This window comes from Kangiella marina, from assembly GCF_039541235.1.
GTDB classification, from domain to species: Bacteria; Pseudomonadota; Gammaproteobacteria; order Enterobacterales; family Kangiellaceae; genus Kangiella; species Kangiella marina.
Genome location: NZ_BAABFV010000002.1, coordinates 308,080 through 334,583, shown reverse-complemented (window position 1 = coordinate 334,583; position 26,504 = coordinate 308,080). Strand labels below are relative to the sequence as shown.

Sequence of the window (26,504 nt, the reverse complement as noted above, 5' to 3'; positions counted from 1 at the left end):
ACGAAATCAAAAACAAGTTTCTTACATAAAATTTAAAAATTTTAACAGTGGGTTAGTTTTGGTCACCCTCGCCTTTCTGATAGGATAAACTTTGACCATAACTACGAGGGACACCATTATGAAGTATTACACACTGATACTAAGTAGCATCGCTGCGTTTAGCGTTATAGGTTGCTCAGGCAGTTCTGACCGAGCAGCAAAAGAAGAAGTGGAACCTATTAAGGGCAGTTTACAGTGGTGTCGCATGTATCACGATCCCGCCACCTCAGGAGAAAGAAAGCCTAATGCAGATAAATACTGTGAGCCAACTTTTGAGCGAGATAGACCAAAGCGCGATGACTCTATCTTGAACGATGGGGCCAACGTTGAAGTGAAAAAGCCGCTTTAAGTTTCCCCCTACTTTAACTTGGGTAGCCCTCTACATTAAAGGTAACCGACAATGCCACAACCATTTCATTTAGCCATCCCAGTCCATGATTTAGATAAAGCGCGTGAGTTCTACGGGGAGTTACTGGGCTTTGATGAAGGCCGCTCGAGTGACCGCTGGATCGATTATGACTGTTACGGCCATCAGCTAGTGGTTCACTTGGATGAAGACATGATTCCAAAAACTGCCAATACTTCAAAAGTTGATGGTCATGGCGTGCCCATCCCGCATTTTGGAGTTGTACTGGACATGAGGCAGTGGCGCGAACTGGCGGAGCACTTAAACAAGAGTCGAGTCGAGTTTGTGATCGAGCCCTATATCCGATTCGAAGGAAAGCCAGGAGAGCAGGCGACCATGTTCTTTAATGACCCCTCCGGTAACGCCTTAGAATTTAAAGGCTTTAATGATATGGACGACTTATTTAGAAAGTAAGCCACAGCAGCATGCTGTCTACTGGTTTCCGATGACTTCAAAGCCTTGAAGACTCAATATCAGTCTAGGGGAAAACCCTTATTTCTTATTTTTCAATAAGTTGCATAACTTGTGTACAGTCGTTATATTGATAGTGAACCTTAAAATTGACGAGGTAAATCATGAAGGCACTACACTTAGTTTGTATTTCAGCATGTTTAATGCTTGCCGGCTGTGCGAGTACAACAACTTATGCGCCAGCAGAAACTCCAAAAGATTATGGTTACTACAGCACAAAGCTTGGCGATGACCGTTACCGCATTAGTTTCAATGGTAATACGTCAACCAGCCAAAACACGGTTAAGGACTACGCTTTGTTAAGAGCGGCTGAGTTAACGCTACAAGAAGGTGGTTCTTGGTTTCAAGTCGTCGATCGTGGCTCAGATAAAGAAACGAGAAGCACTCCCGCTCGAACAGAAGTTCGCAGAACGGAAGTGATTGAACGCGATTGCGGTTTACTCGGCTGTGAAACTCGCCGTCGCCCAGCTTATACCACAACAATCGGCGTGGAAGCTGGCAAAGAGCGCAGCAAGTACAGCAGTTCTCTGGAAATTGTAATCGGCAGTGGTGAGATGCCAAGTGGTGATGGTCATTATTATGATGCCAAAGAGCTAGCGTCTACACTTCGTTCAGCCATGTAGGTTACATTCAAACCTAACGACCGACCAAAGCGCGCCTCAAAAAGGCGCGTTTTTTTGTGCGTTGATTTTTTACTTCAGAGGTCTATTATTGGAAGTAATAATCACGAACTGACAGTTTACACTATGAACAATAAACAACCTGAAGGTAACCACGGAACCACGTATGTTGGCGCTTATATCGCTATTGGCGTTGGTATTGGTGCCGCTCTAGGCGTTGCAATGAGCAACATGATGTTAGGCATGGGGATTGGCGTCGCCATCGGTTTAATCATGGGTATTGGTACTGAAATTAAAAAGCGCAAATCATCGAATAAAGACCAGTAAAGGCATTTCAATGCACCAGATAACTCAACTACTGGGCATCATAGTCCTGACGGTTACTCTAATAGCCTGCGATAGCTCCACTGAAAATTTAACCCACGGTTCAAAAGACAAAACTCACGATGCTACTCGCTATTTGATTGACTCGACACCTGAAACGCCTGGCAAAACCCTCAAGCCATCTTTTGACTGCGCTAAAGTGGAATCTGGAAGCATAGAAGCTACGATTTGTGATCAGCCTCAGCTTGCCAAGCTGGATAATCAATTAGCGACGGTGTATCAGCAAGCTCTTGATAACGCTGGAGAAACAAGCAAAACTCTTAAAGCCATACAGAGGGGTTGGATTAAAGGCCGTAATGACTGTTGGAAAAGCAGTGATATTGTTAGCTGTATCGAAAACTCATACCAATACCGTATCGCCGAACTTCAAGCCAAGTATCGTCTGGTTACATTTAAGGGGCCAATCCGCTTTGTTTGTGACCAGAATCCTAAAAATGAATTCTTCATAACCTTTTTCGAAACAGAGCCGCCAACCCTAATAGCAGAGCGTGGAGACCAAACCTCCTTGATGTACAACGTTAGCAGCGCCAGTGGTGCCAAGTATCAAGGGCAGAACGAAACCTTTTGGGAGCACCAAGGGGAAGCGTTAATAGTTTGGGGGTATCAAGCACCGGAACTTAAATGCCGGCAGGAGGCTCATTAAATCATTCTATTAAGTTCTAACAACCACACCTATCAAGTTTCCCTTGTTGTATACAATTCGTTAGAATAGACGCCTATTTTGCTAGCCTTGAATCAAGCTGGGCTAGGTAAAGCTAATAAGGTATCAACCGGTTATTGTATGGGCATTCAGATAAAGACTCCTGAAGAAATTGAGAAAATGCGCGTCGCAGGACGTTTAGCAGCGGAAGTTCTGGAAATGATTGGTGAGCACGTCAAAAAAGGCGTGACCACAGAAGAGCTGGATCAAATCTGCCACGACCATATTGTTCACAAGCAAGGTGGTTATCCAGCCACATTGAATTACGGTGGCTCAATCTATCCAGTCACCCTGAACGAAGAAGGCAGTCCGACACAAGCTGTCGCTACCGATGGTGGCTTCCCAAAGTCTGTCTGCACATCGGTTAACGATGTTGTCTGCCACGGTATTCCTAATAAAAAACCTCTGCGTAACGGTGATATTTTTAATCTAGACGTGACCGTTATCAAAGATGGCTATCATGGCGATACCAGCAAGATGTTTGTTGTTGGAGAACCGACGCCTCAAGCCAAGAAGCTCATTCAAGCAACTCAAGAGAGTTTGTACCTAGCCATTGATATGGTCAAACCTGGAGCCCGTCTTGGTGATATTGGCTACGCCATTCAGAAATATGCTGAAGGCAAAGGGTATTCTATCGTTAAAGAATATTGTGGCCATGGCATTGGCGCGAAGTTCCACGAAGAACCTCAAGTGACTCATTATGGTCGCCCAGGTACTGGTGTGGTGCTGGAAGAAGGCATGACCTTCACCATAGAACCAATGGTAAACGTCGGCAAACGCCATGTGAAGCACAATAAAAAAGATGGCTGGACGGTTTTAACTAAAGACCGCTCATTATCAGCGCAGTGGGAGCACACATTACTGGTCACCTCTAATGGCGTTGAAGTCCTTACTCGTCGTGAAGAAGAACCCTTCTAAAACGGGAAGTTGAGTGGCAAGTCCTGATAAGTTTAACTACCTCCCTAAAGCAGCCGATTTGCTCAAAAAGAGTCAGTCGGCTGAGGGTGCTGATCGCCTAAAAGTTTACAAAGACTACTTACAAGCCGGGCTTGATGCTCTAACCAAGCAGTTTCAAAAAGGAACAAGTATCATTCAACTACTGCGTGCCCGCAGTGCGCTTATGGATCATATTTTAACAACCAGCTGGGCACAATTTTCGGTTAACTCTGGCTCCGCTCTAATTGCTGTTGGTGGCTATGGCCGTGAAGAGTTGCAGCCCTACTCTGATATTGACATCCTGGTACTGCTTAGCGAAGAAAATAGCGGTGAAGAGGCACAAGAGAAAAACTTAGAGCTTGAGTCTTGGCTTGCTTTTCTTTGGGATATTGGACTAGAAGTCGGTCACAGCGTTAGAACCATAGCGCAATGTGAGTCACTGGCCTTAGAAGATATTTCAGTCGCTACCAACCTCATCGAGTCACGCTTTCTTTGTGGTGATCAGTTACTGCTACGCGAACTTAATGCCAAAGTTAAAGATCCAGGTTTCTGGCCTTCGGAAAAATTCTTCCGCGCAAAACTGGATGAACAAACCGCTCGTCATATTAAATTTAAAGAAACCTCCTTTAATCTTGAGCCCAACATCAAGTCAAACCCTGGCGGCTTGCGTGACCTTCAAGTGATTCAATGGATCACCCTCAAGCACTTTAAAAGTAGCAGTCTCCATGACTTAATCAAGTACGGTATCTTCACCCGACGTGAATATCGTAGCTTATTAAACGGCCAACAATTTCTCCATCGCGTACGTTTTGCGTTACATGTTTTAAGCGGCAAACGTGAAGATCGTTTGTTGTTCGAGCATCAGAAAAAAGTCGCAGAATGGATGGGCTTCGAAGATCATGACAACAAGTTGGCGGTTGAGCATTTAATGCAGCGGTATTATCGAGCCGTAATGATCATTCGCAACCTCAACGAACTTTTCTTGCAGATTTTTGAGCAAGAATATTTACAAGATAATAAAGAGAGCGACCACCTCGATCTGGATGATGACTTCTATTTACATAATCAGCGAATTGGCATCAAAGATCCGGATTTATTTCTAAAAAAACCACATGCTTTGATTAAAATTTTCCGCCACATTGCACTTAATCCTGAAATCATTCAGATTGAAGCCAAGACTATGCGGAAAATTCGCTCCAGCCAGCAAATGGTCAACCGCAAATATCGCCGGGATGCCATCAACATCAGTTACTTCAAAGAGTTTCTTGCGACCAAGCAGCTGACCAGTCGCGGCTTTGCATTAATGAAACGAACCAATATTCTTGGTGCAATGATTCCCAAGTTCGCTCAGATTGAAGGGCAAATGCAGTTCGATTTATTCCATGCCTACACCGTCGATGAACATACTCTATTTTTGCTGCGCTATATCATTCGCTACAACAAACCCGAGTTTCAACACGAGTTTCCACTGTGCCGAAAAATCATGAAAACGCTGGTTGATCCGACACCTTTATATTTGGCTGCTATCTTTCATGATATTGGTAAAGGTCGTGGTGGCGATCACTCTGAACTTGGTGCCGTTGATGCCCTTGAGTACGCTCAATCAATCGGCTTGGAAAAACATATTGCTGAATTAATTTCGTGGCTGGTCAAGAGTCACTTAATTATGTCACTGGTTGCGCAACGTAAAGACATCAGCGATCCTGATGTAATTGAAAGTTTTGCTAACCGAATTCCATCAATTTTGCACCTCGAATTACTTTATGTATTAACCGTATCTGATATTCGAGCAACGAACCCTACACTCTGGAATTCGTGGAAAGAGTCATTATTAAAAGAACTGTTTTTAGCCACCAAACATTACCTTACTCAATCAACACCACGCGCTAACCAAGCCGAAATGATGGAAGACACACGCCAGCAAGTGTTAGAGCAGTTTACTAAAACCGGTGAAACGATTGAGCCTGTTCGCGAGTTGCTGATGGAGTTAGGTGACGATTACCTACTGCGCTATCATCCTGAGCAAATCATTTGGCAGACTGAGCAATTACTTTCACAGCCGGAACTGCCTTATGTGGCGATAAAAAATCATCGCTCTCAAGCTGGGACTGAGGTGTTTATAGCCGTTGAAGATCAGCCTGACCTTTTTGCAGCGATAACCGCACTTTTGAGCCAGAATCACTTAAACATTCAGGCTGCGACGTTATTTACATCGCCCAAAGGTTTGTGCCTTGATACGTTTATCGTATTAGACGAACAAGGGCATCCTCTGTCTTACGAGCAACGCATACAAGAAATCCAAGACAACTTGATCGACGGTTTGTCTGATATCGAAAGCCGAGGTGTCTCAGTCAGCCGAGCCGTACCAACTCGCTTAAAATACTTTACCGTCAAAACGCGAATTAAGTTTATCAACAATGATAACCGCCCACTGACGACGCTTGAAATTACAGCGCTTGACCGCCCTGCACTTTTGGCCAACATTGGTCAGGCTTTTCGTGACTGCGACATCCAAGTCCACTCAGCAAAAATTGTCACGCTAGGTGAACGCGTAGAAGATACATTTACCATCAGTGATCGAAATAATAAACCCATCACTGATAAAGCAAAAATTAAAGAGATTAAACAACATCTTGAACAAGCGATTAACGCTTAATTCAAACCTAATTAAAGGAATCACTATGTCACTGCAAAATATTATTGAGCAAGCCTTTGATAACAGAGACACACTTTCGGTCAGCTCAGCTCCAGCCGAAGTGAAAGACGCTGTTACTGAAGCACTAAACCTTCTCGACTCGGGTCAAGCTCGGGTCGCAGAAAAGAAAGATGGCGACTGGATTGTGAACCAGTGGCTGAAGAAAGCGGTTCTGCTATCGTTCCGCTTGAACGATAATAAGGTGATTGATACTGATATTGCACAGTTTTATGACAAAGTGCCAATGAAGTATCAAGGCATGACTGAAGAAGAATTTAAAACTGGCGGCACTCGGGTTGTCCCTCATGCGATCGCTCGCCGCGGCTCTTACATTGCTAAGAATGTGGTTCTCATGCCGAGTTATACCAATATCGGTGCTTACATTGATGAAGGCACTATGGTCGATACTTGGGCAACTGTAGGCTCGTGTGCACAGATTGGTAAAAACGTTCACCTTTCAGGTGGCGCCGGTATTGGCGGCGTTCTAGAGCCACTACAAGCTGGGCCAACAATTATTGAAGATAATTGCTTCATTGGCGCACGCTCAGAAGTAGTCGAAGGCGTGATTGTTGAAGAAGGTGCTGTATTGTCGATGGGTGTTTTCATTGGCCAAAGCACCAAAATCTACAACCGCTTAACGGACGAAGTAACTTACGGGCGCGTTCCAGCTGGCTCAGTCGTTGTACCCGGCAGTCTTCCATCACAGTGTGGCAAGTATAGCCTTAGTTGTGCCGTTATTGTTAAGCAAGTCGATGCAAAAACACGAGCAAAAACTAGCGTGAACGAGCTTCTTCGTTTAGGCAAAGAACAAGGCTAATACAGAGGTTTACATGGTTAAAATTTACGGCATCCCAAACTGTGATACGGTTCGAAAAGCAGTGAAGTGGCTTGAAGCAAAAGACATTGAACATGAGTTTATCGACTACAGAAAAAATCCTCTCGACCGCTCAACGCTAGAACACTGGGACGAAGCAATCGGTTGGGAGAAGCTACTCAACAAACGCAGTACCGCATGGCGTCCACTAGAACAGTCGATTAAAGATAATATCGATCGTGACTCTGCAATAGATCTTATGAAAGACAAGGTTACCTTAATCAAACGTCCCGTGTTAGTGAAAGGTAACGACGTTCACTTGAGCTTCAAACCCGAACAGTACGAATCTATTTTCAACTAAGGCACCCCTATGAGCACTGACGTCATTAAGTTCGCAAGCAACCTCATCAATCGTGAATCCGTCACGCCGACTGATGCCGGTTGTCAACAATTCATGATGGAATTATTGACTCAACAAGGTTTTAAGCATGAATTAATGAACTTTGAAGATACGCAAAACTTTTGGTCAGTGCGTAAAGGTAAGACCGAAGGCCCTGTTTTTGTGTTCGCAGGACACACTGACGTGGTGCCGACTGGTAATCTTGAAGATTGGCATACGCCACCGTTCGAGGCGACTGAAAAAGACGGTTATCTCCATGGTCGCGGTGCAGCGGACATGAAAGGAAGTCTGGCCGCAATGTTAGCGGCGACCCAACAGTTCGTCCAAGACCACCCTGATCACAAAGGCTCGATTGCCTACTTGATCACCAGTGATGAAGAAGGCCCTTTTATCAATGGTACGGTTCGAGTTGTTGAAGAGTTAATGAATCGTAAACAACCCATTGATTACTGTGTCGTAGGCGAGCCATCGAGCACAGAAAAACTAGGCGATGTTATTAAAAACGGGCGCAGAGGATCGTTAACCGGCTTTTTAAAAATACTCGGAACTCAGGGTCACGTTGCTTACCCTCATTTAGCTGACAATGCGATTCATAAGTCTTATCTGGCGCTTCATGCTTTAGCCGAAGAGCACTGGGATGATGGTAACGAGTTTTTCCCTCCAACCAGCTTTCAAATCGCCATTGAGCAAGCAGGAACGGCAACCAATGTTATCCCGGGTGAAAAATACGTTGAGTTTAACTTTCGCTACTCAACCGAATCTACTGCTGATGGATTGAAACAGAGGGTTCTTGATATTCTCAATAAGCACCAGCTTCAATACCAACTTGATTGGAAACTTAATGGTGAGCCTTTTTTAACGCCAGAGGGTAATTTGCTTACTGCTGCAAAGAAGGCCATCAAACAAACCTGTAACATTGAAGCAGAAGCCTTAACCAGCGGTGGAACCTCCGATGGTCGCTTTATTGCAAAAACAGGGGCTGAAGTTGTCGAAATTGGCCCCGTCAACAAAACGATTCACCAAATCAACGAGTGCGTCAAGATTGACGATCTGAAAAAGTTAGTTGATGTGTATTACGGTGTATTACAACAGCTATTGGCTAAGTAACCATATATGAGCGTTAACAATTCTATGATGACGCCTGAGCAGCTCATAGGCTTAAATCAGGATCATCTTCTTAACATTGAAAATAACACTGAATTACTTGGACAAACATTTCAGTGCCACCATGAAGTCTTAATTCCTATTGCAAAACTTATCCGCCAGTCTGAAATGGATGGGGTTCCTTTGCGTATTGTCAGCAGCTATCGCAGCTTTGAGCGTCAAGCAGAGATCTGGAACTCCAAGTTCAATAATGACGTTGAACTGAATTTACGCGACGGTACCACCGTTAACTCGTTTGAGTTAACGCCCAGAGAGCGAGTTAATGCTATCCTACATTACTCAGCAGTCCCGGGTACCAGCCGCCATCACTGGGGCACAGATTTTGATGTTTTTGATGCCGCAGCTATCGATCAAGGTTATGACGTACAGCTCACTGAAGAAGAGTTCGAAGACAAAGGGCCTTGCTCAGGCCTTGATGAATGGCTTGATTACAACTTAGAGAAGTTTGGTTTTTTTAAGCCTTATCGTGAAGATAAAGGTGGCGTTGCTTGTGAACCATGGCATATTAGTTATAGACCTATTGCCGAAAAAGCTCTTGATGAGTTTCCGCTTGAGTTTCTAAAAGATACTCTGCGTCAAATGGAGATTGGTGGTAAGGAACACATTACGTCTAGACTCGAAAGCTTAGTTAGAAAATACGTCTATAATATCTGTACAGAATGAAGGAGTATTTATGTTAAAAGCTATTTTAGTCACGCTACTGATCTTTTTGGTGATTGGTGCTACCTTGTTTGTGTTAAAGCGTAACAACAAGTTTAAGGTGCCTAAAGGCGTTAAACCACAGCCTTATAAAGATGATGAAGACGACTATTGATGTTACCAAGGAGCGATAACATCAATAGACAATACAGGTTATTTCTCTAAGAACTTTTTGAAGATAGCCTTCGCTTCTGCACTATTCAATAGCTCCGAAAAGCTGCGAGCCTCACGTTCAATAGCCTTGCTGACGAGCCCAGAGTTGGATCGTAATAGCTGACGGCTAACGCGTAACGCATGCGAAGGTTTCTTAGCCAATTTCTCAGCTTTCTCTTGAGCGAACCCTAGGTAATCCTTTTCATCAACCACATCGTTGATGATTCCCAAGTCTTTTGCTTTTGCAGCATCAAATGGCTCTGCGAGTAGTAACAACTCAGCGGCTTGAACATAGCCCAGCTGCCGAGGTAAGAGATAACTCGAACCGGCTTCCGGACACAAACCTAAATCGACAAAAGGCAAACTGAAATAAGTCTTGTCGGTGGCGTAAACCAAATCGCAATGAAGCAGCAGCGTGGTGCCAATTCCAACCGCAGGGCCCGAGACGCCCGCCACTAACGGCTTATCAAAGTTGGATACTTCCTGTAAGAACTTTAAGACTGGACTCCCTTCATCCAGAACGGTCTGTTGTAAAAAGTCTGCAATATCATTGCCTGCACAAAAGCAGCCTTCAGAGCCTTTAAACAAAACGACATGAACCTCGTCATCATTTTTAGCCTGTGTCAGCGCCTTCGTTAGCGCAACATACATGTCCGAGGTTAAGGCATTTTTTTTGTCTTCTCTGTGAAAGTCGATGTGTAATACATTGTTGATCAGTTGAGAAGTAACTAACTCGGACATGTCATGGCCTCTTTAATTTGATGAGATCAGTAAAACAAAAAGATAACACATCCGAGCAGATAGATTCACCTATTTTTGATGAAAGCCTGAGCCGAAATCACCATCAAACTGTGCCGACAAGTACGCAAAAATGACATAAGCAGCTGTATTTTGTCTTAATGCCTCAGGATCAATTTTATCCAACGTATCATTAGGCGTGTGATGGTAGTCGAAATAGTCCGTTCCATCCTGGCGCAATGAAAAGACGGAAATGCCTTTGCCACGCAAAGGGATCAAATCAGGGCCGCCTCCAGCTTCATTGTTGCCGTATGCAATACCCAGCGGCTTCATCACCTCAACCATTTGTTTCACCGCAGGCAGTGCCTCAGGTTTAACTTTCGAGTCGATGCGCCAGATTTTTCCCGCACCAAAGTCTGACTCTGCTGCGGTGATAATGTTTTGTACATCATCCTTATGAGCGTCGGCGTAAGCTTTACCACCAACTAACCCCTGCTCTTCATTAGCGAACATAATGACACGAATTGAGCGCTTTGGACGTTGTGGTAAACCCAGTATCAATTTAGCAGCAGCCGCTGTGATACCAATCCCTGCACCATCGTCAAGTGCACCAGTCCCCAAATCCCAAGAATCAAGGTGGGCCCCGATGATGACATACTCTTCAGGTTTCTCACTGCCAGTTATTTCGCCAATCACGTTATGACTCGTATACGCATCACCACTTTTAGCACCAATGGTCATGCTTACTGTCACCGACTTACCACGACGAATCATATTCTCTAACAGATCAGCATCTGGCGCAGACAGTGCTGCCGCTGGGATCTTTTCAATCCCCTCCTCGTAGCGCATCATGCCAGTATGAGCCATCCTATCGGTATCAGTGCCGATTGAACGAATCAAAATACCTAGCGCACCTTTCTTTGCTGCTTCAGAAGCACCACTGCCTCTGGCGGCAACCGCAGGGCCATAGCCGGAACCGTCGCGAGCACGCTCCATACGGTTCCTTATGAAAACAATTTTACCCTCAGCAGCATTGTCGGGTGCTTTTTCCAGAGCGTCTAAATCATCAAACTGTACGATTTCGGCGGTTAACCCCTCTTCTGAAGTGGCCACACTAAAACCTAAAGCTGTAATCACCAACGGCTGTGGGTAAGGTGCTATCACCTCCGCAGTTTCAACCCCGCGCTTCCACGTTGGGAAGGTGACGGGTTCAGTCCATACTTTATCAAAACCGAGCTCCTTAAGCTTGGCTACCCCCCACTTTACAGCAGCGGCATCACCCGGCGTGCCAGCCATTCGCGGCCCGACCTCAGTGGTCAGGGACTCAACAATTTCGTAGTCTTTAGAGCCTTCTAAAGCTTGGTCACGAAGTTCTGCAGCAATCTTTAAATCTTTTTTGCTGAAACTCGGTGTTTGATTTGCGGCAACATCTAGCGTAGTCAAGCATGTAACAATTATCGCTATAGGGAAATATTTCAGTTTCATAGCACTCTCTTTGACATTATTTAGAATCTTCTTTATCCCTCTCGATAACTTCACTACTCACGATTGACGCCAATACGCCCAAAGGCTAGAGTAGCTAAAAGGCTATCCCGAGGAAAAATCATGTCTACCATATACGATTACTCTGCAGTTTTAAATAACGGCCAAGAGGTTTCACTCAAGGACTATCAGGGAAAAGTGTTACTGATTGTAAATACGGCCAGTGCCTGTGGCTTTACGCCTCAATATGAAGGGCTTGAGAAGCTTTACCAAGAGTTCGAAGGCCAAGGACTGGAAATTCTCGCTTTCCCCTGCAATCAATTTGGAAAGCAAGAGTCTGGTTCAAATGACGAAATCAAAGACTTCTGTGACTTAAACTTTAAGATTTCTTTCCCGTTGTTCCAAAAAGTTGATGTTAATGGCGACTCTGCTCATCCGCTGTATCACTATCTCAAGAAAGAAGCAACCGGGGTACTGGGCTCAAAAAACATCAAGTGGAATTTCACCAAATTCTTAGTGGACAAAAATGGCAAGGTCATTGACCGCTTTGGCTCTGTAACAAAGCCTGAAGCCCTTAAAGACAGTATTAAGGAACTGCTTTAATGCCTAGCTTAAACCAAAAAGTCATCATTATTACGGGCGCTAGCCGTGGTATAGGCCGCTCAATGGCGCTTCGCTTTGCCAAGGAAGGAGCGATCATCGTTATCGCCGCAAAATCCGATAAGCCACACCCCAAACTTCCCGGCACCATTCATACTGTAGCTGAAGAAGTCGAACAAGCGGGTGGCAAGGCGATTCCTGTTGCGCTGGACGTGCGCAAAGAGATTCAAGTTAAAAAGTTATGCGATCGTATTGGCAAGGAATATGGCCGTATTGACGCCGTGATTAATAATGCTGGGGCGATTAGCTTGACTAAAGTTGAGGAGACTTCTCCCAAGCGCTATGACTTAATGCAGCAAGTTAATTCACGTGCGGTTTACTGTTTAGCGCACTATGCTCTACCTTACTTAAAAAAGGCCGATAATCCACACATTCTAAACTTATCGCCGCCGGTCAACTTGGATGAGAAGTGGCTCAAGGACTTCAGCCCTTACACCCTATCTAAGTATGGTATGAGCATCTTGAGCAAAGGTATGGCTGCCGAGTTTAAGCCGTATGGCATTGCTGTGAATACTTTATGGCCGCAAACCTACATTGCTACAGCTGCTATCGAGTTTGCAGTTGGTAGTAAGGACACTTTAAACTATGCGCGCAAGCCGGAAATCATGGCAGATGCCGCCTATGTCGTTTTAACACACCCTAGTAATAACTACACAGGTTTATGGCTGATTGATGAAGAAGTGCTAAAAGCTGCGAAGGTTACTAATTTTAGCCAGTATGCGTATAGCCCTGAGTTTGAAGCTCAGATCCAAAAGGACTTATTCTTAGACTAAGTCAACGATCTTCAAACAAAGGTCTTTAAAAAAAGGGCCTCAAAAAAGCTGCGTTACAGAACGTTTTATCTCGTCGAAAAACAGTAGCGCAGCGGCCAACACCACAATCACCACAACAATGCCCCAGCGCCCACTTCCTTTGCGCTCCACAACCGGTTCATTATCATAGTCCAGATTGACCGGCTCATCATCGTAAGGTAAGTCCGGGAGCTCCGCCCCTAACTGCTCAGACTCTTCTTCGGATAAGGCACTATCCAGCAAACTTTCTTCAACCTCTTTGATTCGTTCAATGTCTGCATTATTTGACGACTTTCTGCTTGATGGGCTATCGTGTTTAACCATAAAACTGTGTATCACTCTACTTATTATAATATGTTATCAGGACGTCAACTGCTCAGTAATAGCAAACGCCACAGCGGTGTCTTTTTCATCACTGATGCTCAGATGAATGTTTTCGATGTTATGACGCTCAGCCCAGTCTTTAGCTTGATTTTCAAGCGTCACACAAGGCTTACCGAGCTCATCATTAATGATAATTAACTGTTTAAAATCAATGCCTTCGCGCATCCCTGTACCCAAGGCTTTACTAATAGCTTCCTTGGCAGCAAAACGCTTGGCTAAATATGCCACCTTATTCCTTTTAATCGCATACTCATCAAGTTCACGCGCTGACAAGATCCTCTGTGCGAACTTATCGCCATGGCGCTCGAGCGATCGCTCGACACGAGTTAGAGCAATAATGTCAGTGCCTACCCCAAATATGGCCATTGACGAGCTTCCACCATAAGCTTTTTCATTTCAGCAACCGCACTATCCAAGCCGCTGAACAGCGCTCGACCCATGATTGCATGCCCAATATTAAGCTCAACAACTTCTTTTATCGCAGCTATCGGCTGTACATTGTGGTAATGCAAGCCATGTCCGGCATTAACCTGAATTCCTTGGCTTACCGCATGAGCCACACCACGCTTGATTTTAACGAGTTCTAGCTCTTGTAAATGTTCACTCTCAGCATCAGCATAATGCCCTGTGTGTAACTCAATCAGAGGTGCACCTACTCGTGCAGCAGCGTCAATTTGTTTATCATCTGCATCGATAAACAGTGACACCTGAATGCCTGCTTCTTCCATTCTTTGGCAAGCATCTTTTATTTTGTTTTCCTGACCAGCAACATCCAAGCCACCTTCAGTCGTTAGCTCTTCTCGCTTTTCTGGCACTAAACAAACATACGTTGGCTTAACCTTTTCAGCGATGCTCAACATCTCATCGGTAACGGCCATTTCTAAATTCATTCGGGTTTGAATGGTTCCAGCTAATATTTCAACATCACGATCAGTAATGTGACGACGATCTTCGCGCAGGTGGACCGTGATACCATCAGCCCCGTTTTGCTCAGCCACAAAAGCTGCTTGAATGGGATCCGGATAGTTGGTGCCACGAGCATTGCGAACCGTTGCAATATGGTCGATATTGACCCCTAGTAGAATTGGATTTTTCATGTGATATTCCGTACAAAAGCAATAATGAAAGGTTATGCAACCTATGATTGAATAGCAAGTGTTTGTTGTAAAAGCTTGCGACTATTGAGTTCCTTGAAGCCGACTAAAGGATCGATAATGGTACGGCATAATTTCCTCGCTAACGCCAAACTACCGCTCAACTCCCAGTCACGTTTACCGATCGCTTTTATATGTTTGCCGCTCGCTTTTAACGCCTCTTTAGGCGCCTTTGCGATTATCGCAAAGCCCTGCTCTGGCAAGAAACCATAATCAAGATTATCATCCAGCGCCTCTCCGTCAATATCGTATTGCCAGTCAATGCCATAACCAAGCTCGTCGATTAACTCAAGTTCAAATTCTCTAAGTACGACTGAAGGATTTTCTTTGTTACTCAACCGAACGAGTGAGCGTTTATACGCATCGAATATATCAGGATGTGGATCCCATTGAATTAACAGCTTGATCATGAGTTCATTCATGTACAAACCCGACAAACTTGGAATCCCCATTAGCGAATAGCTTGGTGCGGTTGCTTCAAGCGCTTTTAATGTCTTTAAATCACTACGCCCAACCCAACTGATTACCAGCGGTTGGAACGGTTGTAGTAACGCTCTTTTTTGGTTTTTCTTACTGCCCCTAACGCCACGCGCTAATACACTACAGCGACCATGATCTAAGGTTAGTAATTCTAGAATAAGACTCGATTCCTTGAATGGCCTCGAGTGAAGGACGAATGACTGAACGAACTCAACATTGTTCATCGATAATCATCGTACCCCAACGATTTCAAAGCACGTTCATCATCAGCCCAACCATCCTTAACTTTGACCCAAAGTTCTAAGAAGACTTTTGCGTCAAACAACTCTTCCATTTCAATCCTTGCATCACGCCCAATCTGCTTCAAGCGCTGCCCGCCCTTACCAATAATAATAGCCTTCTGGCCCGAGCGTTCTACTAAAATTAGGCCACTAATGTGTAAAACACCTTTATCATTAAATTTGAACTGTTCAATTTCGACAGTTGACGAGTAAGGGATTTCTTCGCCTAAAGAGCGCATCAGTTTTTCCCTGATTAACTCCGCAGCCATAAAGCGCTCACTACGATCGGTAATGTAATCTTCTGGGTAAAATAAGTCGCCTTCGGGCAACCACTGCTTTAAGGTTTGAGTCAGTTCTTTAAGGTTGTGCCCGCGTAGTGCTGAACCAGGAAATACCGCATCAAAATCACATTGCTCGGTGATGTGTGCAATGTGCGGCAGCACGTCTTCTTTGTCGGCAAGTTTATCCACTTTATTCACAAACAGGATTTTCTTGCCTTTAGCGTGGGAGAGTTTTTCCAGCACCAACTCATCATCATCGGTCCACTGAGTACCATCAACCACAAAAAGTAAAACATCAACATCGGCCATGGAACTTGATGCTGCACGATTCATGTAACGATTAATACTGCGGGCTTCTTTACGATGAATACCAGGCGTATCTACAAATAAGATTTGAGCTTCGTCATCGGTATAAATTCCAAGCACACGATGCCTAGTTGTTTGCGGCTTGCGCGAGGTAATACTTACTTTTTGCCCCAAAATATGGTTCATCAAAGTGGACTTGCCAACGTTTGGCCGTCCTAAAACAGCTACATAGCCACATCGAAAAGTGCTTTGTTCTTCAGGTTTATCGCTCATGTTTGTTCAACTTAAGACGCTAGCGCCTTTTGTAATTCAGAAAATGCTTTATCAGCAGCTAATTGCTCAGCGTTACGGCGACTGCTACCAGTGCCTAACGTTTTGATGGATTTCTCGGGGATAATACAAACCACTTCAAAGGTTTGTTGGTGAGCCTCGCCGGTGACACTGAGTAACTCATACTCAGGCAACGAATACTGGCGAGACTGTAGTAATTCTTGTAAGCGTGTTTTTGGGTCTTTCTTGACCTCAGCTGGGTCCATTTCACTGAGTCGCTGGCCATACAGCTCTAAAATCAAGCCATTTGCTGACTCAAAGCCAGAGTCCAGATAAACTGCGCCTATAACGGCTTCAAAGGCATCAGCTAAGATTGAAGCGCGGCGGAAACCGCCACTCTTAAGCTCGCCTTCACCAAGATGAATATAGTCACCTAAGTTAATTTCTTTAGCAATAACGGCCAGCGTTTTTCCTTTAACTAAACTCGAGCGCATGCGACTAAGCTGCCCTTCGTCGACTTTGGGGAACTGGGCGAATAAAGCTTTGGCGATAACCATACCCAAAACCGCATCGCCCAAAAACTCTAACCTTTCATTGTGGTTATTCGAGGCGCTACGGTGAGTTAATGCTTTTTCAATAAGCTTACGGTTTGAAAATTGGTAGCCAAGATGACTGCAAAACCGATCGATTTGTTGTTGACGATGACTCATCTTGGCGGCTGAAGACTCACGTTAATTTAAAGGTTCTTCGTGTTTAAACTCGACTAAGGCACTGACATTGCCAAATAGAGAAATACGATTTTCATACTCGACATATAAAGCTTTGCCGCCAGTGATATCCTTAATTTCTACGTCGTCTGTTTTGATAATATCGATGTTGTTCACACTAAAACGGCCTGAAATAAGACGTTGTAAGTCAGATTTACTACTGTTGGAGTTGGTTTCTTCGGCGACCGACTCAAGCGAGCTCTTAATACTGAAGAACTCCATGTAAGCTGGTATAAGCTTAATCGCTAAGTACATGAAAAATAAAACAATAGCCATGATAATTAACCAACCGGCTGCAGTCATACCATTCTGATATTGTCTATTCATGATGTTACGCTTCGCTTGTTGTCGACCAAACATTCCCCATACTCCTCAACAGTAAACTGACTTTATATTCAAATAGTTAGAAACTAGTTTATGACGCCTGCTCTACTAAAGGATATACCTTTTGGTAGATGTTTGCCAAATAAAACTGGCTCGTCAGTAAATGTCACAAATAGCCACTTATAGGCAGCTTTACCGATGATGGCTTCTTCATGAATAAAACCCCATGCTCGGGAGTCTTGGCTACCATCACGGTTATCGCCCATTGCAAAATATTTTCCCTCAGGCACAACTTCCGTCCAGCGATCATCTAAGCTATTGACTCGGCCTGTGCTGACACCATTACTCACATAAATAAGATCATGGCTATTGTCATTGATCGATTCTTGATAGGTATCGAAATATTCACCTTGAGGCACTAAGTCCTCAACTTTATCAGAGACGAATTCCGATTGAATAGTAATCGGATCACAACCTTGACCGTTGGTCGTGGTTGCATCAGTGCATTGAGGGATAATGGTCAAAGTACCACGGTCCCACTCAATCCGATCGCCAGGAACACCGATTAATCGTTTAATGTAGGCTTGTTGCGGTTCATGCGGTGGGTGGAACACAATCACGTCACCTCGCTGAGGCTCACTGATATCAATCAACTTAGTGTTAAACGCTGGTAAGCGAATCCCATAGGCAAACTTATTGACTAAAATAAAGTCACCGTCATATAAGCCAGGATTCATACTTCCGGATGGAATGCGGTACGGTTCATATAAAAAAGAGCGCAGCAGTAAAACCACGAAAATAATCGGGAAGAAGGAGCGGCAAATATCAATCAACCCTGGGTATTTTTCATTCCCTTTTTCGTCGTACTTAACGGTGCCCGCTTCAACGCGCTTTTTTTGCCACCAAAATTTATCGAGTAATGTCACTACTCCTGTGATCAAGGCTGCAACTAATAAATAAAACCCAAAATCAAAGTAAATACTCGGCATTATTTGTCCTTACCAACATTAAGCACCGCCAAGAACGCCTCTTGTGGGATTTCAACTTTACCCACTTGCTTCATACGCTTCTTACCAGCTTTTTGCTTTTCTAATAGTTTACGCTTACGCGATACGTCACCACCGTAACATTTAGCCAAAACATTCTTGCGCAACGCTTTAACCGTCGCACGCGCAATCACATGGTTACCAATCGCTGCCTGAATCGCGACTTCAAACATCTGGCGCGGAATAATTTCTTTCATGGCTTCAACTAGCTCACGTCCACGGTATTGCGCCTGTTCTTTATGAACGATTAGTGCCAAGGCGTCAACGCGATCACCATTAATCAGAATGTCCAGCCTGACGAGTTCATCTTGTTGGTAACGTTTAAAATTGTAGTCCAGCGACGCATAACCGCGACTTACCGACTTCAGCCGATCAAAGAAGTCTAAGACCACTTCATTCATTGGCATTTCATAAGTCAAAGATACTTGATTTCCCGCATACTGCATTCGAGTTTGAACACCGCGCTTCTCAACGCACAAGGTTATGACCGCGCCTAAATGCTCTTGCGGTACTAAAATATTCGCCTCACAGATGGGCTCACGAATTTCTGCAATATTGGATAATGGCGGCAACTTGGATGGGTTATCGACATACACGATTTCATCATCGGTATTCACAACCTCATAAATTACCGTCGGTGCCGTGGTGATTAAATCAAGGTTATATTCGCGCTCTAGTCGCTCCTGGATAATTTCCATGTGCAGCATCCCAAGGAAGCCGCAGCGGAAACCAAAGCCAAGTGCTGTTGAATTTTCTGGCTCGAAGAATAGAGAGGCATCATTCAAACTCAATTTTGATAAGGCATCTCGGAAAGATTCATAATCATCCGAACTCACAGTAAACAAGCCTGCATAAACCTGCGGTGTTACCTTCTTGAAACCCGGCAGTGGCTTGTCCGCAGCTTCTTTCGCCAAGGTGATCGTATCACCAACCGGAGCGCCCTGAATCTCTTTAATACCCGCAATAATAAAGCCAACTTCACCCGCACGAAGTATGTCCGTATCATGACGCTTTGGCGTAAAAATACCGACGTGATCGACTAAATGCGACTTGCCTGTCGACATGATTTGCATCTTGTCGCCTTTACGGATGGTTCCCTGTTTGACTCGAACCAACGACACAACGCCTAGGTAATTATCGAACCAAGAGTCAACAATCAAAGCTTGTAACGGTGCATCAGGATCGCCAGAGGCTGGAGGAATATCTCGAACAATCGCTTCCAATAACTCTTCAACGCCGACACCAGTTTTGGCGCTACACTGCACAGCTTCCATGGCTTCAATGCCAACAATATCTTCGATTTCTTGCATCACACGAAGCGGATCAGCCGCGGGCAAATCGATCTTATTAAGCACTGGAACCACTTCCAGATCCTGCTCAATGGCGGTATAGCAGTTAGCTAACGTCTGTGCTTCCACACCCTGCGCCGCATCAACCACTAACAAAGCTCCTTCACAAGCCGCCAAAGAACGCGACACTTCGTATGAGAAGTCAACGTGTCCCGGCGTGTCGATGAAGTTGAGCTGGTATGTATGGCCGTCTTTGGCCGTGTAGTTCAGCGTCACACTTTGCGCTTTAATGGTAATGCCCCGTTCGCGCTCAATGTCCATCGAGTCAAGAACCTGCTCCGCCATTTCACGTTCAGTAAGGCCTCCGCACTGCTGGATCAATCGATCGGACAAGGTCGATTTGCCATGATCGATATGAGCAATGATGGAAAAGTTACGAATATAATCGGTGTATGCCATATATGTTCCGCTAAAACCTTTAAGTCTGTTAACTCTCAACCACCTAACCTTTTGATTATAAAGACTTTATTGTTATTTATTCTTTAAAATTACAGTTAAGAGCTAATTGATAAGTGACTGTTTTGAAATTTGTTTGAGATTAAGCGGCCTATTTTAGCTAAATCCATGGAAAAGGCCAGCTAAGTTAGTGTTTAGCTGGCCTTGAGAGGTTCGTTATTCGAGTTCAATCACCAAGAAGTCGCTACCCACTCCCTGACGAACAATGAGGACGGCTACTTTGCCCTTCTCAGGCAGCGAAGCCACGGCCTTTTGAAAGTCCTCTGGGTTACGAATCACGGTGCGATGTAACTTCTGAATGATGTCACCCTGACTTAGCCCTGCTCGAGCAGCCGGACTATCACGTTCAACATCACGAATGATGACTCCCTTGTCGATGCCCGTTGCTTCTTTTAAATCGGGGTTTAACGCAGTAACCGCAATACCGAGTTCCTGCTTTCCTGTATCCGAGCTTGCTGTGAATTGACCGTTTGCATCACTCAAAGTCACCTCGATGGTTTCTTCATCGCCATTTCTCACGATGGTAAGCTCAACCTCTTCACCCGCAGGCATTTGCCCAATATAGAAGGGTAAGTCTTGAGATTTTCGAACTCTTTTTCCATCAACAGCAATAACGACGTCACCAACTTTAATACCTGCTTTATCCGCAGCCATTTCCGCGAGCACTCGAGTGACCAACGCACCGCTGACATCGGTCAGTCCAAAAGCATCCGCTTTGTCTTGATCGATGGGGCCAAAAGTCACCCCTAAAAACCCACGATTTACTTTTCCGTCTTTTAACAACTGCTGACGGACGTTATCCGCTAAGTCGATAGGAATAGAGAACGATAGGCCACTACTGATCATTGGGTTGAAGATCATGGAGTTGATGCCCACGACTTCACCATCCAAGTTAATCAAAGGGCCGCCTGAGTTACCACGGTTAATGGCAACGTCTGTTTGAATGAAAGGAACATATTGAGAGCCCACTTCACCACGACCTTTGGCGCTGACAATACCAGCCGTTACCGTTTGCTCTAAGTTAAATGGTGCGCCGAAAGCCAATACCCATTGGCCGACTTTTAAATCTTTCGTGGTACCAAGCTCAAGTGCGCTCAGCTCCAAGTCACCCGCATCAATTTTAAGTAAGGCAACGTCAGTGTTGGCATCGCTACCAACAACCTTGGCGTCAAACTCACGCCCGTTATAGAGTTTTACTACGGGAGTTTCGGCACCATCAACAACGTGATGATTGGTCAGGATATACCCGCTTTCATCAACGATAAAGCCTGAGCCACCACCCCGACCAACGACCCTTCCCCAGCGTTTCACTTCAATTTTTACGCTCACAACGCTGGGCTGAACTTTATCTACCAACTTTGTGAAATCAGGAAAAGAATCCGCTTGTGCGCAGCCTGATAAAACCACCAACCACGCGATTAGAGTTACCGATAATAAACGCTTTAACATTGTATGCCTTCTCCGCAACGATTGTTTTAACACAGTTTCATCTGGGGTTTTGCCCCTTTGAAAATTAGTACTCCTATTAGAGCCTATCGTTCATCGCTGGTTCCCACACTATTCACAGCATCTAGTCAGTAGATGTTACGACTTGTGTCACCTCGATGGGTCTCTTTACAATTTTCAACAAAACAGGCTCTAACTGTTGTTGTGCGGACTGACGGCTGGCAAACCAGCGTACGCCTATAAAGCCAACAGCAAGTCCAATAACGGCACTGATAATAGAACCCAGCTCCGTAAGGTCAGGAAGTATTACAGAAGAAGTAGCTAAAGCGAGGATCAGGCAGATTAACGGAAGTAAATACACTACCAAAGAAGCCTTCAGCACTAAATCTTCGGGAATACCCACTTCAACCTCATCATTAATATGGGCATTTAATGTATTTTTTAAAGGTGTGACAAAAACCTTATGAGAAAAAGCTTTGTTAACGATACCACTGCCACAGGTCGAACTGACTTTGCAGCTCGAACAGCCGGTCTTAGACTGAGTTTGCACCCAAACAGTCTCTCCTTCCGCAGCAATGACTTGTCCCACTTCTATAAACATACTGTCTTCAGCCATAAAAAAACCCACCTTTCGATGGGTTTATTCTAACCTATTGGCTTCCATTCACCTACTCGCCGGACTCTACAATGAGACACGGCTTAACGATTATTCTTGATCGCTAGCCTCGGAAGTCTGTGATTCGTCTTGAACGCGCATCGGCACCTGAACAGGAATGACTTTTTGATTACTGACCACTCTTACCGTTGGCAAGCTGCTGGCACCAGTAATTTTGCGACTCAGCGCTTCATGCTTTAAAAACATATCATGCATCGTCTGTAGCTCTTGGCGATCTGCTTCGGCGGTTGATGCCACTGAAACTGGATCGTTAAGTGTTGATCCGGAAGTTTGCGTATCTGTCGCTGCGAACGTACTCAGCGTCGATGGAGCTGTTGGTTGAGTGTTAGAAACGCTAAACAGTGCCACTATAGCGACAGAGGCCGCAATGGCGAGGCCGCCCGCTTGTTTCCACACTCGAGAAGGGAATGGAATCACATTATCAGCGACCTCATCAGTCACTTCAGCAACGCTGTGGGTCTCTTCTTGAGCGACCGCTTGACTGACTTTAGCCGAAATGTCCAAGTCCAAATGCTGCGCCTCATCACGCATCACCTGTCCAATGACATGGTAACGAGACCAAGTAGCCATAGACTCACTGCCCTGCTCTAGGCTTGGCTCTTGACCATCTTGGTCAGCCTTGCCATCAACCCAGGCAGATAAAATCTCTTTATCAAAATGCTTTGTCTTGCTCATTACCTTTACCTTTAACTTTTATCACGCTTTTTTAGACCACGAGTAAACCACTCGTCTTAAACTATCCGAAAAAGCATCGCAAACCATTGAATTATTAACTATTTATACGTCAACACTACAAAATTGCTTTTTACTTCTCATACCAATTGACTGGGCCTAGTGTAAAAAGTTCACACTTTTTGTAAAAAAGTTTGTGTATTCAGCTTATTTTCAGTCAACGGATTTCGTTCAAACTATGAACGCCAGCCCTGTTCTAACAAAGGCGCTATCTTCTGGTCAATCGCATCACGCGCTCTGAAGATTCGGGAGCGCACGGTCCCCACCGGACAATCCATCGATTCAGCAATATCTTCATAGCTCATGCCATCAATCTCACGCAGCATAATCGCGGTGCGCAAGTCCTCAGGAAGTTCGTCGATAGTTTTGAAAATTAATTTTTTGATTTCATCACGAAACATCAAACGCTCTGGACTGCCTGAATCTCTCAAGGCATCCCCACCGTCGTATTGCTCAGCATCGGACGAATCTATATCGCTGCCCGGCGGACGACGCCCCTGTGACACTAAAAAATTCTTCGCTGTATTAATCGCGATACGGTACAGCCAAGTATAAAAAGCACTGTCGCCTCGGAAATTGGGCAGCGCACGATAAGCCTTGATAAAAGCTTCTTGTGAAATATCCATCACTTCGTCTTGGTCACGCACAAAGCGAGAAATTAAATTCATAATGCGCTGCTGGTACTTGGTAACCAACATATCAAAGGCTTTCTTGTCGCCATTTTGGACGCGCTTTACGAGCTCTGAGTCGACGTCAGCCTCAGACATATCGTCCTCTACTTAATAGTACACTTCTCATCATTGTCCCCGTTCTTGTTATATTTGCAGGGCAAATATCATATTTATGTGGTGTTTTAATGCCTTGTTGTTATCTCCAGTTTTATAGAAAAAACTAACTGAAAACAAGTGACTGTGGTAAAGTCCGCATTAACTTATTGCTTATTTTGCTAGGAAAACTGTTTCGTTTCCACTGGTTCGTAAAGAACACAGACCTAGTTAACACAAGAAAAGTTCCATCACGGTAAAAATTCAATGTCTCACGCTAATCAGGATCTTATCCACTCCACTGATGTTTTGGTCATCGGTAGCGGCGCTGCCGGTCTATCCGTGGCTTTACGTTTAGCTCATAAAGGTAACATCACCGTCCTCAGCAAAGCTGAAGTTACCGAAGGCTCTACATTTTATGCCCAAGGTGGTATTGCCGCGGTTTTGGACGAAAACGACACGGTTGACTCTCATGTCGAAGATACCTTGATTGCTGGGGCGGGATTATGTCATGAAGATGCGGTTCGTTACACCGTTGAACATTCGCGTGAAGCCATCGAATGGCTGATCGAGCGTGGTGTCGCGTTCAGCAAAGAAGATGAACACTATCACCTGACGCGTGAAGGTGGTCACAGCCAGAGACGCATTATTCATTCCGACGACGCTACCGGAAAAGCCGTTTCCACAACCTTAGTCGCAGCGGTTCAAGCTGAGAAGACCATCAACATCCTTGAAAACTATATTGCGGTTGATTTAATTACCGGCGATAAGCTCGGCTTAGACCACAACCGTTGCCAAGGCGCATATGTCCTCAATCTAGCAAAAGATCGCGTAGAAACCATTCGCGCCCGTTTTGTGGTGTTAGCCACGGGTGGCGCCAGTAAAGTCTATCTTTACACCTCCAATCCCGATGTTGCCAGTGGTGACGGTATTGCCATGGCGTGGCGTGCTGGTTGTAGTGTGGCCAATTTAGAGTTTAACCAGTTCCACCCAACCTGCTTGTTTCATCCAGAAGCAAGAAGCTTCTTGATTACCGAAGCCCTGCGAGGCGAAGGCGCACTATTGCGTCGCCCTAATGGCGAGCGCTTTATGCCTGAATATGACGAGAGAGCTGAGTTAGCGCCGCGAGATATTGTCGCACGCACCATTGACCATGAAGTCAAAAAGTACGGTTTTGACTGTGTCTATCTCGATATCTCTCACAAAGAGCCAGAGTTCATTAAAAGCCACTTCCCCACGATCTATAAGCAGTGCTTAGAGTTCGGCATCGATATTACCAAAGACGCCATTCCAGTCGTCCCCGCCGCTCACTACACATGTGGCGGCGTCCGCGTTGATACCGATAGCAAAACCGATATCGACGGTCTTTATGCCGTTGGAGAAGTCGCGTTCACTGGGTTGCATGGTGCAAACCGAATGGCCAGCAACTCGCTACTGGAATGCTTAGTTTATGCACAATCGGCTGCACAGCACATAGAGCAGTCGTGGGACGAGATTACGATTCCAGCAATCTTACCGCCATGGGATGAAAGCCAAGTTACTGACTCCGATGAAGAAATTGTGTTAAGCCATAACTGGCACGAGTTGAGACAACTGATGTGGGATTACGTTGGAATTGTCAGAACCGACAAACGCTTACAAAGAGCGATGCGTCGCATTGAGCTTTTGCAGCAGGAAATCCACGAGTACTATTCCAACTTTAAAGTCAGCAACGACTTAATTGAATTGAGAAACTTGGTGTTAATCGCCGAACTAATTGTGAAATGTGCCATGCAGCGCAAAGAAAGCCGGGGGCTGCACTTCACTTTGGATTATCCAGAGCGATTAGAGCATGCCAAAGACTCTGTATTAACACCAAACTAAGCAGAGTGTTATTTGGCTTTATAGAACTTTAAAGTTCGCGACAGATGCCTAAAGTCTGCATCTTTCATCGCATCCCGAAAAAGGATTAACTGCCTCAAAGCTTTCGGTTTGGAAGGATCCAGCGGTCGGTACTTTAAGGTAATCCAAAGCGGCCAGTTAACGCTATCTTGCTTGACTTCAATCGCAACCTTTAAACCTTCTTCAAGAATAAACCACTGACCTTCATAAAAAATAACTTCGGTAATATCGTCGTAAAGAGCATTTAACATTTTTAACTGCCATGCACCCAAGAGCAGAGTGACAGGCATACCAATGAATGCAAAGGTCCAATGCTCTTGTATTAAGGCTGCCACGACAAATAACACCAGAAACCCTACCCAAATCAAGGCAAACACTTGGCGGCTGGTTTTGGGTGTTTTCAGCTCTATGCGGAAGTTCATACTATCGGATTTGTTGCTCAACAAACTGCTTTATCGAGGCCACCAATTCAGCGTATTCCTCTTTTGGCGTTTCGAAGCCCATAATCCAAGCGTATAAATCAGGATCCGTTTCCTCCAGAAATTGCTGATAGTGAATGACCTCGGGCGGCGTGAAGTCGCTACCGTGTTGCTGTAAGTAAGGTAATAACACCACATCGAGTTCAAGCATGCCTCGGCGACTCGCCCACTGTAATTTTTTTAATTCTTGCTCGGTCACGATACGACCCTTTAAGCTAATAGAAATTTTTGTTAATTATACCGTTATAACTCATCAATTTGGAAATTCCACTGCAA

At 44.9% G+C, this 26,504-nt stretch carries 32 protein-coding genes; 15 read left to right on the top strand and 17 right to left on the bottom strand.

The annotated features are described in order from the left end of the window. Nucleotides 1–118 precede the first annotated feature (118 nt). The 12 genes from ABD943_RS09695 (at nucleotide 119) to ABD943_RS09640 (ending at nucleotide 9,443) form a co-directional block, all read left to right on the top strand. Nucleotides 119–388, top strand: a complete 270-nt coding sequence (locus tag ABD943_RS09695) for a hypothetical protein (RefSeq protein WP_345292990.1) — start codon at nucleotides 119–121, stop codon at nucleotides 386–388. A 51-nt stretch (nucleotides 389–439) separates the two neighbouring features. Then, nucleotides 440–859 carry a VOC family protein gene (locus ABD943_RS09690; protein WP_345292989.1) on the top strand — a complete coding sequence of 140 codons (420 nt, stop codon included), beginning with the start codon at nucleotides 440–442 and terminating at the stop codon, nucleotides 857–859. A 161-nt stretch (nucleotides 860–1,020) separates the two neighbouring features. Further along, a complete protein-coding gene (locus ABD943_RS09685; RefSeq protein WP_345292988.1) occupies nucleotides 1,021–1,539 on the top strand; it encodes a CC0125/CC1285 family lipoprotein in 519 nt (172 codons plus the stop codon). Between the two features lie 123 nt (nucleotides 1,540–1,662). Continuing rightward, a complete protein-coding gene (locus ABD943_RS09680; RefSeq protein WP_345292987.1) occupies nucleotides 1,663–1,863 on the top strand; it encodes a glycine zipper domain-containing protein in 201 nt (66 codons plus the stop codon). Between the two features lie 10 nt (nucleotides 1,864–1,873). Continuing rightward, on the top strand, nucleotides 1,874–2,563 hold the full coding sequence (locus tag ABD943_RS09675) for an MliC family protein (RefSeq protein WP_345292986.1): 690 nt from the start codon (nucleotides 1,874–1,876) through the stop codon (nucleotides 2,561–2,563). 138 nt (nucleotides 2,564–2,701) lie between these two features. Beyond that, nucleotides 2,702–3,538 (top strand): type I methionyl aminopeptidase, encoded by an 837-nt coding sequence (gene map, locus ABD943_RS09670; RefSeq protein WP_345292985.1) that lies wholly within the window; start codon nucleotides 2,702–2,704, stop codon nucleotides 3,536–3,538. A gap of 13 nt (nucleotides 3,539–3,551) precedes the next feature. Next, nucleotides 3,552–6,212, top strand: coding sequence for a [protein-PII] uridylyltransferase (gene glnD, locus ABD943_RS09665; RefSeq protein WP_345292984.1), 2,661 nt, complete (start codon nucleotides 3,552–3,554; stop codon nucleotides 6,210–6,212). A 25-nt stretch (nucleotides 6,213–6,237) separates the two neighbouring features. After that, a complete protein-coding gene (gene dapD / locus ABD943_RS09660) occupies nucleotides 6,238–7,068 on the top strand; it encodes a 2,3,4,5-tetrahydropyridine-2,6-dicarboxylate N-succinyltransferase (RefSeq protein ID WP_345292983.1) in 831 nt (276 codons plus the stop codon). 13 nt (nucleotides 7,069–7,081) lie between these two features. Further along, nucleotides 7,082–7,426 carry an arsenate reductase gene (locus ABD943_RS09655; RefSeq protein ID WP_345292982.1) on the top strand — a complete coding sequence of 115 codons (345 nt, stop codon included), beginning with the start codon at nucleotides 7,082–7,084 and terminating at the stop codon, nucleotides 7,424–7,426. A 9-nt stretch (nucleotides 7,427–7,435) separates the two neighbouring features. Next, complete coding sequence (gene dapE, locus ABD943_RS09650) at nucleotides 7,436–8,572, top strand: succinyl-diaminopimelate desuccinylase (RefSeq protein WP_345292981.1); 1,137 nt, start codon at nucleotides 7,436–7,438, stop codon at nucleotides 8,570–8,572. 6 nt (nucleotides 8,573–8,578) lie between these two features. Further along, nucleotides 8,579–9,292 carry a M15 family metallopeptidase gene (locus ABD943_RS09645; RefSeq protein ID WP_345292980.1) on the top strand — a complete coding sequence of 238 codons (714 nt, stop codon included), beginning with the start codon at nucleotides 8,579–8,581 and terminating at the stop codon, nucleotides 9,290–9,292. 10 nt (nucleotides 9,293–9,302) lie between these two features. After that, nucleotides 9,303–9,443, top strand: coding sequence for a hypothetical protein (locus ABD943_RS09640; protein WP_345292979.1), 141 nt, complete (start codon nucleotides 9,303–9,305; stop codon nucleotides 9,441–9,443). 38 nt (nucleotides 9,444–9,481) lie between these two features. Here ABD943_RS09640 and ABD943_RS09635 read toward each other — a convergent pair whose 3' ends face one another. Continuing rightward, nucleotides 9,482–10,222: an enoyl-CoA hydratase gene (locus ABD943_RS09635; RefSeq protein ID WP_345292978.1), complete on the bottom strand. Its 741-nt coding sequence runs from the start codon at nucleotides 10,220–10,222 to the stop codon at nucleotides 9,482–9,484. Nucleotides 10,223–10,291: 69 nt separating this feature from the next. Beyond that, nucleotides 10,292–11,704, bottom strand: a complete 1,413-nt coding sequence (locus tag ABD943_RS09630) for a M28 family peptidase (protein WP_345292977.1) — start codon at nucleotides 11,702–11,704, stop codon at nucleotides 10,292–10,294. Between the two features lie 120 nt (nucleotides 11,705–11,824). Here ABD943_RS09630 and ABD943_RS09625 point away from each other — a divergent pair, with 120 nt between their 5' ends. Both ABD943_RS09625 and ABD943_RS09620 read left to right on the top strand, forming a co-directional pair. Continuing rightward, nucleotides 11,825–12,304 (top strand): glutathione peroxidase, encoded by a 480-nt coding sequence (locus ABD943_RS09625; protein ID WP_345292976.1) that lies wholly within the window; start codon nucleotides 11,825–11,827, stop codon nucleotides 12,302–12,304. Beyond that, on the top strand, nucleotides 12,304–13,134 hold the full coding sequence (locus ABD943_RS09620) for an SDR family oxidoreductase (protein WP_345292975.1): 831 nt from the start codon (nucleotides 12,304–12,306) through the stop codon (nucleotides 13,132–13,134). Before ABD943_RS09625 ends, ABD943_RS09620 begins: the two co-directional genes overlap by 1 nt. A 39-nt stretch (nucleotides 13,135–13,173) precedes the next feature. Here the strand turns inward: ABD943_RS09620 and ABD943_RS09615 are convergent, their stop codons facing one another. From ABD943_RS09615 to rpoE, 13 genes are all read right to left on the bottom strand, one after another. After that, entirely contained in the window at nucleotides 13,174–13,476 is a 303-nt protein-coding gene (locus ABD943_RS09615; RefSeq protein ID WP_345292974.1) for a hypothetical protein, read from the bottom strand. A gap of 36 nt (nucleotides 13,477–13,512) precedes the next feature. After that, nucleotides 13,513–13,902: a holo-ACP synthase gene (gene acpS, locus ABD943_RS09610; protein ID WP_345292973.1), complete on the bottom strand. Its 390-nt coding sequence runs from the start codon at nucleotides 13,900–13,902 to the stop codon at nucleotides 13,513–13,515. Beyond that, nucleotides 13,884–14,633 (bottom strand): pyridoxine 5'-phosphate synthase, encoded by a 750-nt coding sequence (pdxJ, locus tag ABD943_RS09605; protein ID WP_345292972.1) that lies wholly within the window; start codon nucleotides 14,631–14,633, stop codon nucleotides 13,884–13,886. The genes acpS and pdxJ overlap by 19 nt, the downstream gene beginning before the upstream one ends. Nucleotides 14,634–14,674: 41 nt before the next feature. Continuing rightward, nucleotides 14,675–15,394, bottom strand: a complete 720-nt coding sequence (gene recO, locus ABD943_RS09600; protein ID WP_345292971.1) for a DNA repair protein RecO — start codon at nucleotides 15,392–15,394, stop codon at nucleotides 14,675–14,677. Further along, nucleotides 15,391–16,311: a GTPase Era gene (gene era / locus ABD943_RS09595; RefSeq protein WP_345292970.1), complete on the bottom strand. Its 921-nt coding sequence runs from the start codon at nucleotides 16,309–16,311 to the stop codon at nucleotides 15,391–15,393. Before era ends, recO begins: the two co-directional genes overlap by 4 nt. Nucleotides 16,312–16,322: 11 nt before the next feature. After that, a complete protein-coding gene (gene rnc, locus ABD943_RS09590; RefSeq protein ID WP_345292969.1) occupies nucleotides 16,323–17,018 on the bottom strand; it encodes a ribonuclease III in 696 nt (231 codons plus the stop codon). 21 nt (nucleotides 17,019–17,039) lie between these two features. Further along, a complete protein-coding gene (locus ABD943_RS09585) occupies nucleotides 17,040–17,435 on the bottom strand; it encodes a DUF4845 domain-containing protein (RefSeq protein ID WP_345292968.1) in 396 nt (131 codons plus the stop codon). A gap of 50 nt (nucleotides 17,436–17,485) precedes the next feature. Beyond that, complete coding sequence (gene lepB / locus ABD943_RS09580; RefSeq protein WP_345292967.1) at nucleotides 17,486–18,388, bottom strand: signal peptidase I; 903 nt, start codon at nucleotides 18,386–18,388, stop codon at nucleotides 17,486–17,488. Then, nucleotides 18,388–20,193 (bottom strand): translation elongation factor 4, encoded by a 1,806-nt coding sequence (gene lepA / locus ABD943_RS09575; RefSeq protein ID WP_345292966.1) that lies wholly within the window; start codon nucleotides 20,191–20,193, stop codon nucleotides 18,388–18,390. Before lepA ends, lepB begins: the two co-directional genes overlap by 1 nt. Before the next feature lie 213 nt (nucleotides 20,194–20,406). Further along, the gene (locus tag ABD943_RS09570; RefSeq protein ID WP_345292965.1) at nucleotides 20,407–21,699 is read right to left on the bottom strand and encodes a Do family serine endopeptidase; all 1,293 of its coding nucleotides are present in this window, start codon (nucleotides 21,697–21,699) and stop codon (nucleotides 20,407–20,409) included. A gap of 121 nt (nucleotides 21,700–21,820) precedes the next feature. Beyond that, complete coding sequence (locus ABD943_RS09565; RefSeq protein WP_345292964.1) at nucleotides 21,821–22,312, bottom strand: SoxR reducing system RseC family protein; 492 nt, start codon at nucleotides 22,310–22,312, stop codon at nucleotides 21,821–21,823. Between the two features lie 90 nt (nucleotides 22,313–22,402). Beyond that, entirely contained in the window at nucleotides 22,403–23,047 is a 645-nt protein-coding gene (locus ABD943_RS09560) for an RseA family anti-sigma factor (RefSeq protein ID WP_345292963.1), read from the bottom strand. 233 nt (nucleotides 23,048–23,280) lie between these two features. Next, complete coding sequence (gene rpoE, locus ABD943_RS09555) at nucleotides 23,281–23,871, bottom strand: RNA polymerase sigma factor RpoE (RefSeq protein ID WP_345292962.1); 591 nt, start codon at nucleotides 23,869–23,871, stop codon at nucleotides 23,281–23,283. A gap of 264 nt (nucleotides 23,872–24,135) precedes the next feature. On the opposite strand from rpoE, the gene nadB reads away from it, so the two are divergent. After that, nucleotides 24,136–25,731, top strand: coding sequence for an L-aspartate oxidase (gene nadB / locus ABD943_RS09550; protein ID WP_345292961.1), 1,596 nt, complete (start codon nucleotides 24,136–24,138; stop codon nucleotides 25,729–25,731). An 8-nt stretch (nucleotides 25,732–25,739) separates the two neighbouring features. Here the strand turns inward: nadB and ABD943_RS09545 are convergent, their stop codons facing one another. After that, nucleotides 25,740–26,192 (bottom strand): protein YgfX, encoded by a 453-nt coding sequence (locus ABD943_RS09545; RefSeq protein WP_345292960.1) that lies wholly within the window; start codon nucleotides 26,190–26,192, stop codon nucleotides 25,740–25,742. Continuing rightward, a complete protein-coding gene (locus ABD943_RS09540) occupies nucleotides 26,173–26,427 on the bottom strand; it encodes an FAD assembly factor SdhE (RefSeq protein WP_345292959.1) in 255 nt (84 codons plus the stop codon). The genes ABD943_RS09545 and ABD943_RS09540 overlap by 20 nt, the downstream gene beginning before the upstream one ends. Between the last annotated feature and the right edge of the window lie 77 nt (nucleotides 26,428–26,504).

Excerpts from the sequence above, each read along its gene's own strand:
- ABD943_RS09695 (WP_345292990.1), top strand. The coding sequence starts at position 119 with ATGAAGTATTACACACTGATACTAAGTAGCATCGCTGCGTTTAGCGTT.
- ABD943_RS09690 (WP_345292989.1), top strand. The coding sequence starts at position 440 with ATGCCACAACCATTTCATTTAGCCATCCCAGTCCATGATTTAGATAAA.
- ABD943_RS09685 (WP_345292988.1), top strand. The coding sequence starts at position 1,021 with ATGAAGGCACTACACTTAGTTTGTATTTCAGCATGTTTAATGCTTGCC.
- ABD943_RS09680 (WP_345292987.1), top strand. The coding sequence starts at position 1,663 with ATGAACAATAAACAACCTGAAGGTAACCACGGAACCACGTATGTTGGC.
- ABD943_RS09675 (WP_345292986.1), top strand. The coding sequence starts at position 1,874 with ATGCACCAGATAACTCAACTACTGGGCATCATAGTCCTGACGGTTACT.
- map (WP_345292985.1), top strand. The coding sequence starts at position 2,702 with ATGGGCATTCAGATAAAGACTCCTGAAGAAATTGAGAAAATGCGCGTC.
- dapD (WP_345292983.1), top strand. The coding sequence starts at position 6,238 with ATGTCACTGCAAAATATTATTGAGCAAGCCTTTGATAACAGAGACACA.
- ABD943_RS09655 (WP_345292982.1), top strand. The coding sequence starts at position 7,082 with ATGGTTAAAATTTACGGCATCCCAAACTGTGATACGGTTCGAAAAGCA.
- dapE (WP_345292981.1), top strand. The coding sequence starts at position 7,436 with ATGAGCACTGACGTCATTAAGTTCGCAAGCAACCTCATCAATCGTGAA.
- ABD943_RS09645 (WP_345292980.1), top strand. The coding sequence starts at position 8,579 with ATGAGCGTTAACAATTCTATGATGACGCCTGAGCAGCTCATAGGCTTA.
- ABD943_RS09640 (WP_345292979.1), top strand. The coding sequence starts at position 9,303 with ATGTTAAAAGCTATTTTAGTCACGCTACTGATCTTTTTGGTGATTGGT.
- ABD943_RS09635 (WP_345292978.1), bottom strand. The coding sequence starts at position 10,222 with ATGTCCGAGTTAGTTACTTCTCAACTGATCAACAATGTATTACACATC.
- ABD943_RS09630 (WP_345292977.1), bottom strand. The coding sequence starts at position 11,704 with ATGAAACTGAAATATTTCCCTATAGCGATAATTGTTACATGCTTGACT.
- ABD943_RS09625 (WP_345292976.1), top strand. The coding sequence starts at position 11,825 with ATGTCTACCATATACGATTACTCTGCAGTTTTAAATAACGGCCAAGAG.
- ABD943_RS09620 (WP_345292975.1), top strand. The coding sequence starts at position 12,304 with ATGCCTAGCTTAAACCAAAAAGTCATCATTATTACGGGCGCTAGCCGT.
- ABD943_RS09615 (WP_345292974.1), bottom strand. The coding sequence starts at position 13,476 with ATGGTTAAACACGATAGCCCATCAAGCAGAAAGTCGTCAAATAATGCA.
- acpS (WP_345292973.1), bottom strand. The coding sequence starts at position 13,902 with ATGGCCATATTTGGGGTAGGCACTGACATTATTGCTCTAACTCGTGTC.
- pdxJ (WP_345292972.1), bottom strand. The coding sequence starts at position 14,633 with ATGAAAAATCCAATTCTACTAGGGGTCAATATCGACCATATTGCAACG.
- recO (WP_345292971.1), bottom strand. The coding sequence starts at position 15,394 with ATGAACAATGTTGAGTTCGTTCAGTCATTCGTCCTTCACTCGAGGCCA.
- era (WP_345292970.1), bottom strand. The coding sequence starts at position 16,311 with ATGAGCGATAAACCTGAAGAACAAAGCACTTTTCGATGTGGCTATGTA.
- rnc (WP_345292969.1), bottom strand. The coding sequence starts at position 17,018 with ATGAGTCATCGTCAACAACAAATCGATCGGTTTTGCAGTCATCTTGGC.
- ABD943_RS09585 (WP_345292968.1), bottom strand. The coding sequence starts at position 17,435 with ATGTTTGGTCGACAACAAGCGAAGCGTAACATCATGAATAGACAATAT.
- lepB (WP_345292967.1), bottom strand. The coding sequence starts at position 18,388 with ATGCCGAGTATTTACTTTGATTTTGGGTTTTATTTATTAGTTGCAGCC.
- lepA (WP_345292966.1), bottom strand. The coding sequence starts at position 20,193 with ATGGCATACACCGATTATATTCGTAACTTTTCCATCATTGCTCATATC.
- ABD943_RS09570 (WP_345292965.1), bottom strand. The coding sequence starts at position 21,699 with ATGTTAAAGCGTTTATTATCGGTAACTCTAATCGCGTGGTTGGTGGTT.
- ABD943_RS09565 (WP_345292964.1), bottom strand. The coding sequence starts at position 22,312 with ATGGCTGAAGACAGTATGTTTATAGAAGTGGGACAAGTCATTGCTGCG.
- ABD943_RS09560 (WP_345292963.1), bottom strand. The coding sequence starts at position 23,047 with ATGAGCAAGACAAAGCATTTTGATAAAGAGATTTTATCTGCCTGGGTT.
- rpoE (WP_345292962.1), bottom strand. The coding sequence starts at position 23,871 with ATGTCTGAGGCTGACGTCGACTCAGAGCTCGTAAAGCGCGTCCAAAAT.
- nadB (WP_345292961.1), top strand. The coding sequence starts at position 24,136 with ATGTCTCACGCTAATCAGGATCTTATCCACTCCACTGATGTTTTGGTC.